Source organism: Corynebacterium sp. CNJ-954 (genome assembly GCF_001942345.1).
GTDB lineage: Bacteria > Actinomycetota > Actinomycetes > Mycobacteriales > Mycobacteriaceae > Corynebacterium.
Window position 1 is genome coordinate 159,622 of record NZ_MKKI01000046.1, and the last position, 13,081, is coordinate 172,702.

Consider the following 13,081-nt stretch of genomic DNA (forward strand, 5'->3'; position numbering starts at 1 on the left):
ACGTGCACTCCTGGTTGGTTCTGGGCTCCAGGACCAACCTGGAACGCACGTGTCAGCGCCGACGGACCGGTGAGCGGTCGCGGGAAGTGACCGCACCGATGACAGATCCGGCAATCCAGGCCAGAACCGGACCGACCACAGCAGTCAGGCCGAGTGCGAGCCACTGGGAGGGGGTGAGGAAGCCGGTGCTGAACGAGGTGCTGGTCATGGTGCTCACCGTCTGGCTGAATCTCGGGAGGATTCCGATCACCACCCCCACGACCGTGCCTGCTGTCGCGATGAATACCGCCTGGGTGGCGGCGAAACGGCGGAGTAGCCCCGGCGGTGCTCCCACGGCGGTGATCGTCGCCATGTCCCGGCGGGATTCCGTGGCGGCGAGTAGTACGACGAGTAGGACTGTCCCCAGAGTCAGCACCCAACTCAGGACGATGGTCGTGGATACCAACAGCGCACGGTCACCGTCGACCGCTGGCGTATCCACCGAGAAATAGTTTGCGACCACGGGCCAAAGATTCGTTGCCACGGCGGCGGCTTCGAACATGGTGACCGGTGAATCGAGAAGGAACACAGTTCCGCGGTAGCTCACGTCCAGGCCGAGCGATTCGGCTGTGTCGGGGGCCAGCGCAGCTCCGTCGAGTGCCCCGGTTCCTGCCAGTCCCGGAATGACGACCGCCGGGATACGAAGTGTTTCGTCGGCGGGTCCAGGATCTTCGCCGGTGTGATCGGGCGCGTACCCGTAGTAGGGGTCGTACTCCCGTAGCTCGATGAGCACCTCCCCGTCGTCGACGAGTTCCGGGTCTGAAACTACGACTTTGCCGTCAGCCAGCGCGTTCGAAGCCTGCATGACAGCGCTGTCATCCGCGCCGTCATAGGCGGTGAAGATGTCACCATCGGTCACTCGCAGAGTGGCCCACTCAGTATGGACGAGCCCGGGCGCAGGATGTGGCGGAGTGTGCAGGCTCGCATTGTAGGTACTGCCGTCCGAAGTAACGTCCTGAACTTCTGTGAGAGGGTGGTGTGATTCTGCGTTCAACCGGCTGGACATTTGCTCGATCTCAGGTGCGTAGGATGTCTCGTCACCTCCCCGAGTTGTACTCATCACTACGACGTTGTCGCGGAAGGACGATTCAGTGCCGACGTTGTACGGGTGTGCCAGCACAACGGTAGCCAGGAACGTCGCGCCGGCGATGGCGGCGACGGCCGGGATGGTCCGGTGATTGTTACGGAGACTGTCGCGCACGGCCAGGCGTCCGGCGGTTGGAAGTACATTACCGAGCCTGGACAACAACCACACGATCAAACTGCTGCTGAGCACCACGCCGATCCCGCACAGGGTGATCCCCAGAGTCATCGTGTCCCGTTCTGAGGTTAGGGCGAGGAGGACACCGGGAATGAGGAACAGCAGGCCGATGAGCATGCGCCACCGGAATCCGGTCATGCGTTCGCTTCCACCGTCGGCGAGCGCCTGGACGGGATCTTCCCGTCCGGCCCTGACCGCGGGCACCAGGGCGGACGTCACCCCGCAGATCAGGGCGACGAGTGCGACGGAGACAGCTGCAATCCACGACCAGTGGAAGCCGTTCAGACCGGTCACAGCGAAGAATGCTGCGGCGACACCGGTAGACAGAATAAGTCCGAGACAGGTGCCGAGGAGACCGACGAGGAGACCTTCTGCGAGCATGATCAGCCGCAGGTCGCGCGGTGCCGCGCCGGTGGCGCTGAGCAGTCCCATCGCACGGCGTTGACGACGGGCTGCGACCGCGAACACGGGGGTGATCACCGCGGAGACCAGGACGATGCCCAGAACAAGGAAGCTGAAGAAGGCGATCACCGTGTCACCGCCGAAGTAGGTTGACCCCGAATAGCGGGGGTCGTAGATGCTGGTTGTGTTGATACGCTCACCGTCGACATCGCGGATTGCGTCGACGATGCTCTGTGCAGCGTCCTTGTCCGCCGGGAAGTACCAGGTGATATCCATCGCCCACTGGTTCACTGGCACGTCGTCGCTGCTGACCACGGAACCCCGGTAGTCGCCGCCCGCTCTCACCGTCAGCTCGGTGCCGTCGACGGAGATCGTGTCGCCGTCATCGACGCCCAACAGGTAGGCGGCGTCGTCGTTGAGAAGGACCGTGCCAGGTTCGATGCTCGGCCCCGTCCTGTCTTTTGAATCACTGAGCGTGATGACGTTGAGGTCGACGCTACGGTCGCCGTTGGTCATCGACGACCGTTGCAGGACACCGGGGGACAGCGAGTGTGCCAGGTCACCGATGGCTTCGGTGAGGTCGTCATTCTGAGAAGAGACCGTCTCCTGGGTCAGGGGATCTTCGGAGGGGCGGCCCCTGTCGGAATCAAGGGAGACACTCCCCACGGAGTTCAAGGGGGAGTTCTGGAGTGCCTGGTCGTACCCCAGAGTGAAGGAGACAAAACCCACGACCAACGACACCGGCAGAGCGAAGAGCAGCAAGGCCACGACGGTGCGGATCTTGTGGGCGGCCAGGTCGCGCCGGGCGAGACGTAGGGCGACCCGGAGTCGGGAAAAGGTGTTCAACATGATGATCACTCCATGATCCGGCCGTCGCGCAGGTGCACGGTGCGGTCAGCCCACGCGGCGAAGCGGGGCTCATGGGTGACCAGCAGCCCTGCGGCGCCGTCGGTAACCCGGTTTCGTAGCAGCGACATGACGGATTCGGCAGTCACCGAGTCCAGGGCGCCGGTGGGTTCGTCGGCGAGGAAAAGGTGCCTGTCGCCGATCAAGGCCCGTGCTACGGCGACGCGCTGCTGTTGACCGCCCGAGACCTCCGACGGGAACCGGTCGGCAAGGTCGCTGAGGTCGATTTCTTCCAGAGCATTGAGCGCCGCGGCCCGGGCGTCCTTCCTCTTCGTGCCGTTGAGCTCCATCGGCAGTGAGACGTTCTCCGCCACGGTAAGTGTCGGGATCAGGTTGTAGTCCTGGAAGACGTAGCCCACATGGGTTCGTCGTACCTCCGCACGGGCCTGCGCGGAGAGGTGCGAGACATCCACCCCGGCGACAAGGACGCGTCCATCGCTGGCGGTGTCCAGCGTGCCGGCGACGTTGAGCAACGTCGATTTTCCGGATCCCGACGGGCCCATCACCGCAACCAGCTCACCAGGTTCGATGGTCAGCGTGACGCGGTCGAGTGCGGTGACGGTGGTGGGGCCGTCCTGGTGGATCCGGCTGACCTGGTCGAGGTGCAGAGCCGCGGCGGACGTTGTCGCGTCCACGGACTCATTGCCGGACAGACGCCGGGGAGACAGGGGAGAGGTGTTGTTGGGGCGGGTCATGGTCTCAGTTCTCCTCGGTTTCTGTGGCGGGTGGCAGAGCTTCTATCTGGTCGAGCCAGCGGATCTGGGATTCGAGATCGAAGATCCGGCGCTCGAGCTGCAGCCTGTCGGCCGCAGTGGACGGTGGGACCTCTGATTTCTTCCTGGTGAGCGTGCGCAGTTCGTCGAGGACGGCCAGTCGCTGGTTGTGCAGGACCGACGCGAAGTCCATGCCGTCCGGCAGGGGGCCGGACGTGGACGCTGCCATGGCTGTCTTGATCACCAGGTCATCCCGGTCGTTGGGGGGAGGCAGGACGGGGGAGCGCCACCACGTGGCGAGTTCGGAGCGGCCCGTGTCGGTGACGGCGTAGATCTCTGTGTGGCGTCCGGACGCACCGGTGTCGGACCCGGTCACCTCGATGAGGCCGTCCCGGGCGAGACGTTGGATCGTCTGATAGACCTGCCCGACGTTGACGGGCCAGGTCTCCCGCGTGCGGACCTCGAAGTCGGACTTCAGCTTCCCCACACTCCGGGGTTGCTCGGCTAAGAGGCAGAGCAGGGCGAACTTGATGGACATGGTGTCTTCCTCGGCTGAGAAGGTGTTGCTTACTCGGTAAGTTCATCGAACATTACTCGGTAACTTACTCAGTAAGCAAGGGGGTAAGGAGAGATCGAGACGTTACGGACCGCCGAGGAGTGCTTCACCTCTTGAGGCCCCACGCTTGTGTCGGTCGAAGGGTGTCAGATCAACACAAGTCCGGGGTTCCGGGAACTTCGTCCCGACGTGGTGTTCAGTCCCGCAGCCCTTCCTCGAGGATCTTCACCACAAGATCCTGCACTTCCGGGTGAGCAGGCATCTCGTCGTGCCGCACCCGGCTCACCCCGTGATCCTGCAGGAAAGCGTTCCACACCCGCGCAGGTCCCCCGGGGCCGTCCCCCGAATCCGGCGTGAGGAACGCGGTCTCGAACGGGACGACGGTGGTGTCATTGCGCGTCGCCAGGCATGAGTACCGGATCCCCGGCCGGGTCTCAGGGCCGGTCGTCATCGTCTCGATCAGTGGCGCTCCGACGACCTGCTGCATGCCTGCCGGGCCCATCATCTTGCTGACCACCGCCTCCGCCACCCGGACCGTCGTCTCGCTGGCAGTGATCACCGACGCCAGCAGCCCCCGGACTGTCGTCCCGTGGTGAGGGGCGGACAGCGACACCAGGTGGTGGATCCGGTCGGCGCCGCCCATCTCGTTGATCCAGTACCGCGCGAGCAGTCCACCCTGGGAGTGCCCGACGATGTCGATCTTCTCTGCCCCGGTTGCCGCGAAAACCTGGTCGAGGTACGCGGCGATGTCCCGTGCGGAGGTCAGGACGTCCTGCGTGCCGTGGATACCGTAGTCGGGGGCGAACACCACCCACCCCCTGTCCCTGAGCGATACCACCAGGTTCTGCCACGCGTTCTTCGAGGAGATCGTGCCATGCAGCAGCACGACCGGGTACGGCCGCTCGTCGGTGGGGCGCGCGTGCCACAGGTCGTCGACGAAGCCGACCGTGTACTGGCGGGCTCCGATCGGCAGCGTGGTTGTTCCTCCCGGCAGCTGCGGCGTCCGGGGCAAGAGTCGAGACGGGAATTCCAGGGTGTTTCGCACACCGTCGGTGAACTGCGACAGCTGGTTGAGGATCATCTTGCCGGGAGCTTCCTGGAACTGCTCCTGCTGCACCTGCTGTGCCTCGGACTCCGCCTCGGCGATGGCCTTGGCGATGGATTCGATCTCCTCCTCCATCAGCTGTCGCTAACGTCGACTCCACGGGACCGTAGACCCGACCGGATCTTCTCGGCAGCGTCGTCCATCTTCTCCGGGTCGGTGTCGTTCATGCCGAGAGCGTTGGACAGGTCGTAGCCCGACATGTCCGAGGCGGGGAAGACGTGGATATGGGCGTGTGGGACCTCGAAACCGGCGATCAGGTAGCCGGCGCGGGGGACGTCGAACTCCTCCACGATCGCCGCACCGACATGCTGGGCGATCTCATTGAGATGCGCCCACAGTGCAGGGTCCAGGTCGGTCCACTTGTCGACCTCCTCCACCGGCACGACCAGTGTGTGCCCGTAGGCCACAGGTTCGATGGTGAGGAACGCGGCGACGGTCTCGTCCCGGTAGACGAAGCGGCCCGGGAGGTCGCCGGAGATGATACTGCTGAATACGGAAGCCATGCTGTCGATGGTAGCGGCTAAACTGTTCAGCCATGCGCACACTCGTCATCGGCAACGGAGCCCGCGAACACGCCCTGGCCTACTCACTGTCCACTGACCCGGAGGTCAGCGAGGTGCACGTCGCACCCGGTAATCCCGGCCTTGCCGGGGTAGCGGCACTTCACCCCGGGACGAAGGGGGACGACCCCGACGCCGTCGTCGCCCTCGCCCGGGAGCTTTCTGCCGACCTGGTCGTCATCGGCCCGGAGATCCCCTTGGTCGCCGGTGTGGCTGATGCCCTGCGTGACGCAGGTTTCGCCGTGTTCGGCCCGTCGGCCTCTGCAGCCCGGATCGAGGGGTCCAAGGCATTCGCCAAGGAGATCATGGCGGCAGCGGGTGTGAAGACCGCGCACGCCGAGTCGCTGCTCCCCGGTGCCACGGAGGACGACATCAGCGCTGCCATCGACCGATTCGGCCCCATCTGGGTCGTGAAGGACGACGGACTGGCCGGTGGTAAGGGCGTCGTCGTCACTCCGGACCGCGACGCAGCTCTCGAGCACGTCCACCACGTCCATGCGGCCGGGAATCCGGTGCTGCTGGAGAGCTTCCTTGACGGTCCTGAAGTCTCACTGTTCTGCCTGGTGGACGGCGAAACCGTGGTTCCGTTGCTCCCCGCCCAGGACCATAAGCGTGTCGGTGACAATGACGAAGGCCCGAACACCGGAGGCATGGGTGCCTACACCCCGCTGCCGTGGTTGCCGGAGAACGGTGTGCAGACCATCGTCGACGACGTGGTTGCGCCGGTTGCCGCCCAGATGGTGAAGGAGGGCTGCCCGTTCTCCGGTCTGTTGTACGCGGGGTTGGCCTGGGGTGCGGACGGTCCTGCCGTCGTGGAGTTCAACTGTCGTTTCGGGGACCCCGAGACGCAGGCTGTCCTCGATCTTCTGACGACGCCGCTGGGCGGGGTGCTCGAGGCGGTGGCCACCGGGACACTGGATGAGCTCGCGCCGCTCGAATGGCAGGACGGGTACGCGGTCACGGTGGTGCTCGCTGCGGAGAACTACCCGGCGTCTCCGGTCACCGGGGTGGAGATTTCCGGTGCCGCCGCCGGGGATGAAGCCCGCGGGATCCGTGCTGCCGGCGTCGCGGAGAAGGACGGGGCGCTGGTGTCCGCCGGCGGACGGGTGCTCAACGTGATCGGTAAGGGCGTCACACTGGAGGACGCCCGGGCTGCCGCCTACGACGAGTTGGGCAGGATCTCGTTGCCGGGTGGACACTTTCGTACCGACATCGGTCTGGCAGCGGTCGAGGGACGTATCGCGTTTCCGGCGCACTGAACCGGATAGGCTGGATGAATGACTGACAAGACTCTCCGCCGTACATGTGCCGCGCTCACTGCTGCAGGACTTCTTCTCGGAGCGGCCGCCTGCTCCTCGGACGATGCAGGCTCGGAGGACACCACCAGTAGTGACGGCAGTGGAGACACCTCGGGTAGCGCGGTGTCGGATGACCCCAGGGACATGATTCTGACGGACTCCGACACACCCGCCGGTTACGAGTGGAACAATGTCGCCGACGTCCTCGAAAACGGCGAAGATGCGACCGCCGATGAACTCCGGAATATCGCAGGGTCGACCAGAACCGAACCTGAACAATGTGGTGCACTGGCTCCCCGTGCCGTGAGTATCCTCGCGACACTCCAGGACAATCCCGACACCGCGGCTGCGGTCGAGTTCCTGCCTCAGGACGAGAATGATCCGGGCGTGATCAATGCGATGATCTCCACTGATCCGGAGAACACTGGTATGGCCCTGCCGGACGACCTGGCCGAATGCGCGTCCTTCACGCAGAGTTCTGACCTGGACCCGGACAGCCCCGAAGTGACCTATCAAACCGACGTCTCTGATGCTGACGTCCTCGGTGCGGAAGACGTCCACGTCATCACTGTGGTCAATGATTCCGATTCACCGAGCGGTGACAATCCTGCGTCTGTCGTCGTGGGTCGAGTAGACGACGTGGTGTTCCGGGTCAACGCCAGTGGCGTCGAAGAACCTAATATCTTGCTCGACCTCGTTGACCGTCAGGTCGACAGGATCCGCGGTAATGACCCGGATGAGGACTGATGCCTGAAGGTCATGTGATCCACCGTCTCGCCCGCGAGCTGAACGCGCAGTTCGCCGGAGCGCCGGTCAACGTTTCGTCACCGCAGGGGCGCTTCGCGACAGAAGCGGCGTCCCTCGACGGTGCGGCTTTCTCGGGCGCGGAGGCGTGGGGAAAGCACCTCTTCCTGCACTTCGGTGACACGACAGCGCCGGATGCACGGATCATCCACATCCATCTCGGTCTCATCGGTACGTTCGTGCTGGAGCCGTTCGCGGAACCCCGCGGTCAGGTGCGTCTGCGGATCGACAACGGATCTGTCGCGGCAGATCTGCGGGGTCCGCAGCGCTGTGTCATCATCGGGCCATCCGAGGAGGACACGGCGTTGGGGAAGTTGGGCGTCGACCCCCTGCGTCCCGTCGGCGGACCGTCGGAGGACGGGGCCCTCAACGAGGAGAAGCGGGAGCGGGCGTTCACCCGTACCCGACGGTCATCGAAACCGATCGGCGCGTTGTTGATGGACCAGTCGATGTACGCCGGCGTCGGCAGCATCTACCGCACTGAGGCGTTGTTCCGTGCCGGTATCAATCCGAACCTTCCCGGAACGTCGGTGACAGAGGGAGAGCTGGAGGACATCTGGCAGGACATGGTCGTGCTCATGGACTACGGCCTGGAACACGGACGGATCGACACGGTGCGTGACGAGCACACCCCCGAAGCGATGGGGCGCGAACCGCGTAAAGATGACCACGGCGGAGAAGTGTACGTGTACCGACGCGCCGGGCTGCCCTGCCTCGTGTGCGGGACTCCCGTTGAACTGGGGGAGATGGCTGCGCGCAAGATCTACTGGTGCCCGGTGTGTCAGGCGGGACGGTGAGACACGTTAGGGTTGCGGCATGACGATCGAGATTCCGGGACACGGCCAGTTCAGCGACAGTGACGACGAGTGGACTGCGACGCTGAGCGTTGACGTGGTGGGCGACGATGTCGAGTTCACCGTCATCCACGACGACGAGGACGTCGACCTCGACGACGTCGCGACGTGCCTGTCGAACTACCGGTCGCTGCCGGAGTCTGCCCTGAAAGGTTCCACTCCAGAGGTTTTCGCGAATTACCGTGAGATGGCGGAGGAGTTCTCTGCCGAGGAGCGTGCGGACTACGGCATCCCGGAGATTGCCGATCCGGATGATGTCTGGAACTTCGTGACGCTCGGGACCTCGGCGACCGTCGAACTGGACGACGAGACGGATGAATGGTTCGTCATCACCGAAAACGAGTGTGAGTGGGAACCGGAACACGGCCTACAGCTCGTGCTACGTAACGGTGAAGAGGTCACCAGGGTCAGTCAGTACGACGGTTTCATCCGCGAGTGACCCGGCGGGTTGCCCCGAGAACAGTCACTCACCGTCGACGTCGAAGATGTCAGCCACATCGGTGAGGATGTGATCTGCCCCGATCGGGCTGACCGAGGTCATCCAGGTCCCTTCATCCACGTCGACCTTGCGTCCGTCGAAGGATGTCCAGGTGGATGTCTGGAGAACGGCGTCAGAGATCGCCGACCACTCCTTTGCCTTCGCTGTGCCTTCTTCCGGAACAGACACGAGGATCAGGTCGGCGTCCGCCTCATCGAGGTTCTCCCGTGAGACCACGTACATTCCGAAATCCTGCCCCGGGTACCCGGACTCCTGGTTCTCGGGACGCGGCAGACCGGCCATCGCGAGCACTGAGCCGGAGAACGTGTCTTCGCCGTACAGCCTGATCGTGTTCTCGTCCTTGATCCGCACGACGCTGACTTCCGGTACATCGTCCGTGCCCTCGTCCCGGATCCGGTCGCCGATACGGCTGGCGCGATCACGGATCTCGGTCAGTCGTTGTTCGGCCTGCTCCTTCTTCCCCAGTGCCTCGCCGGTCAACAGGTAGTTCTCCTGCCAGGTGTCTCCGGTGTCTTCGCTGAACACGGTGGGGGCGATCTCCGTGAGCTGGTCGTAGTACTCCTTGTGCCGCACGTCGGAGGACAGGATCAGATCAGGTTGCAGAGCCGCGATCTTCTCCAGCTGCGGTTCCGCGATGTTCCCCACAGATTCGACATCCGCGGCGCGTTCTGCCTGGTCGTCGTCAAGGTAGGTCGGGACCAGCTCGGCACCGATATCGGAGACACCGACCACCGTGCCGCCCAGGTCCACCACGTAGTCCAGGTAGGCGTTGTCGAGGGCGATTATGCGCTGGGGCGCTTCGGGGATCTCGGTGGCCCCGCGGAAGTGGTCCACCGTCAGGGGAAATGCCTGTGACGAGGTTGTTGAGTCCGGTGAACCGGAGGTCGAGTCGTCTCCGGAATCAGAAGAGCAGGAGCTGAGGGACAAGCCGACGGCGACCGCCGGAACCAGGATCGCGCCAAGTGCGCGAAGGACTTTCATGAGGTAAGGATAGCGTGGCTTTCCCTGCCGGTGCGTGCTGAATCGGTCGAGGTCTCCGACGTTGTCACCGATGATCGCGAACCAGTCGTGATTACCGGGGTCGGGCACCACTTCCGCACAGTAGTCACTGTGGGAATTGGTTATGGGATACTGGTTGCCGTGGCTGACAAAAAGAAGATCTCGAATGTCCTGGCGAACCGCTACGCCTCCGCTGAACTCACTGCTATCTGGAGCCCTGAGGACAAGATCCTCATGGAGCGCCGCCTGTGGATCGCGGTGATGAAGGCGCAGAAGAACCTGGGCATTGATATCGCCGGTGCAGCGATCGTCGACTACGAGCGTGTCATCGACACCATCGACCTCGACTCCATCGCGGAGCGTGAGAAAGTCACGCGGCATGACGTGAAGGCGCGCATTGAGGAGTTCAATGCGCTGGCTGGCCACGAGGACATCCACAAGGGGATGACCAGCCGGGACCTGACCGAGAACGTGGAGCAGCTGCAGATCCACCGGTCGCTGACCATCGCCCGTGACAAAGCCGTCGCCGTCCTGGCACAGCTCGGGCGCCACGCCGCGGAGTACAAGTCCCTGGTGATGGCAGGACGGTCACACAATGTTGCTGCACAGGCGACGACGCTGGGCAAGCGCTTCGCCTCAGCGGCGGATGAACTCATGGTCGGGATCGAGCGCATCGAGAACCTGCTGGACCGTTACCCGCTGCGCGGGGTCAAGGGGCCGATGGGCACCAGCCAGGACATGCTCGACCTGCTGGGTGGCGACGCGAAGAAGTTGGCGGCTCTCGAGCAGGTCATCGCCGATGAGCTCGGCTTCGCCAGGATCTTCGACTCTGTCGGGCAGGTCTACCCGCGCTCACTCGACTTCGACGCCCTCTCTGCACTGGTGGAACTGGGCGCGGCGATGTCGTCACTGTCGATGACGATCCGCCTGATGGCCGGCAACGAGACCGTGACCGAGGGCTTCAAGGAGGGGCAGGTCGGCTCGTCCGCCATGCCACACAAGATGAACGCGCGGTCCTGCGAGCGTGTCGGAGGCATGCAGATCATCCTGCGGGGTTACATGACCATGGCCTCTGACCTCGCCGGATCCCAGTGGAACGAGGGTGACGTCTTCTGTTCGGTGGTCCGTCGCGTCGCCCTGCCGGACGCGTTCTTCGCCTTCGACGGCATGTGCGAGACGTTCCTCACCGTCCTCGACGAGTTCGGCGCGTTCCCGGCGATGATCGACCGGGAGCTGGAACGCTACCTTCCCTTCCTTGCCACCACCCGCATTCTCATGGCGGCGGTCCGTGCCGGGGTGGGACGGGAGACGGCACATGAGGTCATCAAGGAGAATGCGGTTGCCGTGGCGCTCAACATGCGGGAGAACGGCGGGGACCAGGACCTGGTCCAGCGTCTGGCGGCGGATGAGAGACTTCCGCTCGATGCGGACGCACTGAATACGGCACTGGCCGACCGTCACGCGTTCATCGGCGCGGCCGAAGACCAGGTCGACCGCGTCCTCGCCCGGATCAACGCGCTGGTATCCGCCCACCCGGAGGCCGCGTCCTACCGACCGGACGACATCCTCTAGAACAACCTCTAGAACGCGAGCACATCCAGCAGCAGCCACACCCCGAACCCGGTCAGGAGCACGCCGGAGAACGCCGTCACCGCGGTATTCAGGCGCGGCCGCCCCAGCAGCAGCGACCGGGCGAAAAGAGCGACGCCGAAGTAGATCACGACGACCTCGAGGATGAAGATGCTTCCGAGGAGTCCGGTCTGGGCGGTTGAGCTCCATCCGTCGGGGGTCAGGTACTGCGGCAGGAGAGCGAGCAGCAGCATCATCGCCTTCGGGTTGATGCCGCTGACACCCATGCCGCGCAGGTAGAGGTTCAGGCCCGTCATGCCGTCCGCCGTGCCGGTATCGCCGTCTGTCGTCGGACGGGAACCCGCCGTTGCTCGGAGGCTCAACAGGGAGCTCATTCCCAGGTAGGTGATGTAGCAGGCTCCGGCCAGCGTCAGAACGCTGAGAACGTCCGGGTGTGAGGAGACCAGGGTACCGACACCCACCGCGACGGCGGCGACGAGCACGACGTATCCACTGGCGAGGCCGAGAACCGGAGGGACGACGGACCGGCTGCGGGCACCTGTGCTGATGACGTAGGCCCAGTCCGCGCCGGGGACCAGAGTAAGTAGTGCTGCCGTGACCGCGAACTGCAGGACCAGAGTAGCTTCCATGATATGGAATCTTATTGCAGGTAGCGGGGAATGTGTTTCGAAGTTTCAGCGCCTATCTGGGCATGTGTGGGAAGATTTATTCCATGGATGCGATTGACCGGAAAATAATCTCACTGCTCCAGGAGGACGGGCGTATGAGCGTCACAGATCTCGCCGAGCAGGCGCGGTTGAGTGTGTCGACATGTCACCGTCGGCTCCGCGATCTCGAGAACACGGGAGTGATCCGCGGGTATCACGCCGCGGTGGATCCCGAGGCGCTGGGCCTCACTTTCGAGGCACTGGTCATGGTGACCATGGGCAGGACTGACCAGGCTACTGTCGCAGCATTCGAGGATGCAGTCGAAGCGGAGCCTGCCATCGTCTCGGCTGAGCGGCTCTTCGGGGAGACGGACTATATCCTGCGGACACTGACCCGCGATATGGCCGGATACCAGGAACTCTACGATTCCGTGCTCGGCACCCTGCCAGGGGTGGAGCGGTTGAACTCCACCATGGTGATGAAACGGGTCGTGGACGGATCCAGAGGGCCCGTCGTCTAGGGCGTGTCGTATCAAGGTGTGGGCCAGGCGCCGGCGGCCTGGCGGTGGAAATGGTTCTAGCCCCGTGCACGCATCCGGTGAGAATACGTGCACGAGGCTAGAACTACTTCAGAGGAGACCTTTCAGGGGAATGCTGTGAACCCCAGCAGCGGTCCCGTTACTCCACGGCTTACTCCACGACGACGAGGAGGTCGCCGCCCTCCACCTTCGTCGGTTGGCTCATCACCACCCGGGCGATGGTCCCGGCGATCGGGGCGGTGATCGACGCTTCCATCTTCATCGCCTCGATCACCGCGACCGCATCCCCGGCCTCCACGGTGTCACCCA

14 protein-coding genes are annotated in these 13,081 nt (G+C 64.0%); 6 read left to right on the forward strand and 8 right to left on the reverse strand.

Annotation, left to right across the window (positions count from 1 at the left end; all coding sequences use genetic code 11):
- Positions 1–52 precede the first annotated feature (52 nt).
- The 5 genes from BJF89_RS18060 to BJF89_RS18080 all read right to left on the reverse strand — a co-directional run bounded on the left by BJF89_RS18060 (position 53) and on the right by BJF89_RS18080 (position 5,485).
- The gene (locus BJF89_RS18060) at positions 53–2,551 is read right to left on the reverse strand and encodes an ABC transporter permease (RefSeq protein ID WP_139312156.1); all 2,499 of its coding nucleotides are present in this window, start codon (positions 2,549–2,551) and stop codon (positions 53–55) included.
- 5 nt (positions 2,552–2,556) lie between these two features.
- The gene (locus BJF89_RS18065; protein ID WP_083651126.1) at positions 2,557–3,303 is read right to left on the reverse strand and encodes an ABC transporter ATP-binding protein; all 747 of its coding nucleotides are present in this window, start codon (positions 3,301–3,303) and stop codon (positions 2,557–2,559) included.
- A 4-nt stretch (positions 3,304–3,307) separates the two neighbouring features.
- The gene (locus tag BJF89_RS18070) at positions 3,308–3,859 is read right to left on the reverse strand and encodes a PadR family transcriptional regulator (RefSeq protein WP_075816423.1); all 552 of its coding nucleotides are present in this window, start codon (positions 3,857–3,859) and stop codon (positions 3,308–3,310) included.
- Between the two features lie 214 nt (positions 3,860–4,073).
- Positions 4,074–5,057: a triacylglycerol lipase gene (locus BJF89_RS18075; protein ID WP_139312157.1), complete on the reverse strand. Its 984-nt coding sequence runs from the start codon at positions 5,055–5,057 to the stop codon at positions 4,074–4,076.
- On the reverse strand, positions 5,057–5,485 hold the full coding sequence (locus tag BJF89_RS18080; protein ID WP_075816424.1) for an HIT family protein: 429 nt from the start codon (positions 5,483–5,485) through the stop codon (positions 5,057–5,059). The genes BJF89_RS18075 and BJF89_RS18080 overlap by 1 nt, the downstream gene beginning before the upstream one ends.
- Positions 5,486–5,517: 32 nt before the next feature.
- Between BJF89_RS18080 and purD the strand changes: the two genes are divergently transcribed.
- From purD to BJF89_RS18100, 4 genes are read left to right on the forward strand one after another with little or no spacing between them, the layout of a single operon-like run.
- Positions 5,518–6,801 (forward strand): phosphoribosylamine--glycine ligase, encoded by a 1,284-nt coding sequence (gene purD, locus BJF89_RS18085; protein WP_075816425.1) that lies wholly within the window; start codon positions 5,518–5,520, stop codon positions 6,799–6,801.
- An 18-nt stretch (positions 6,802–6,819) separates the two neighbouring features.
- The gene (locus BJF89_RS18090; protein ID WP_075816426.1) at positions 6,820–7,587 is read left to right on the forward strand and encodes a hypothetical protein; all 768 of its coding nucleotides are present in this window, start codon (positions 6,820–6,822) and stop codon (positions 7,585–7,587) included.
- Entirely contained in the window at positions 7,587–8,441 is an 855-nt protein-coding gene (locus tag BJF89_RS18095) for an Fpg/Nei family DNA glycosylase (protein WP_075816427.1), read from the forward strand. Before BJF89_RS18090 ends, BJF89_RS18095 begins: the two co-directional genes overlap by 1 nt.
- 19 nt (positions 8,442–8,460) lie before the next feature.
- The gene (locus tag BJF89_RS18100) at positions 8,461–8,937 is read left to right on the forward strand and encodes a hypothetical protein (protein ID WP_075816428.1); all 477 of its coding nucleotides are present in this window, start codon (positions 8,461–8,463) and stop codon (positions 8,935–8,937) included.
- Between the two features lie 24 nt (positions 8,938–8,961).
- Here BJF89_RS18100 and BJF89_RS18105 read toward each other — a convergent pair whose 3' ends face one another.
- Complete coding sequence (locus BJF89_RS18105) at positions 8,962–9,978, reverse strand: ABC transporter substrate-binding protein (protein WP_075816460.1); 1,017 nt, start codon at positions 9,976–9,978, stop codon at positions 8,962–8,964.
- Positions 9,979–10,128: 150 nt separating this feature from the next.
- On the opposite strand from BJF89_RS18105, the gene purB reads away from it, so the two are divergent.
- Positions 10,129–11,568, forward strand: a complete 1,440-nt coding sequence (gene purB, locus BJF89_RS18110; protein ID WP_187344740.1) for an adenylosuccinate lyase — start codon at positions 10,129–10,131, stop codon at positions 11,566–11,568.
- Positions 11,569–11,576: 8 nt separating this feature from the next.
- On the opposite strand, the gene BJF89_RS18115 is transcribed toward purB, so the two are convergent.
- Positions 11,577–12,215, reverse strand: coding sequence for a LysE family translocator (locus BJF89_RS18115; protein WP_075816430.1), 639 nt, complete (start codon positions 12,213–12,215; stop codon positions 11,577–11,579).
- Positions 12,216–12,298: 83 nt separating this feature from the next.
- Between BJF89_RS18115 and BJF89_RS18120 the strand changes: the two genes are divergently transcribed.
- Positions 12,299–12,754, forward strand: coding sequence for an Lrp/AsnC family transcriptional regulator (locus BJF89_RS18120; protein ID WP_075816461.1), 456 nt, complete (start codon positions 12,299–12,301; stop codon positions 12,752–12,754).
- A gap of 169 nt (positions 12,755–12,923) precedes the next feature.
- On the opposite strand, the gene BJF89_RS20120 is transcribed toward BJF89_RS18120, so the two are convergent.
- The coding region (locus BJF89_RS20120; protein WP_139311935.1) for a biotin/lipoyl-containing protein at positions 12,924–13,081 on the reverse strand (158 nt) is incomplete at its 5' end.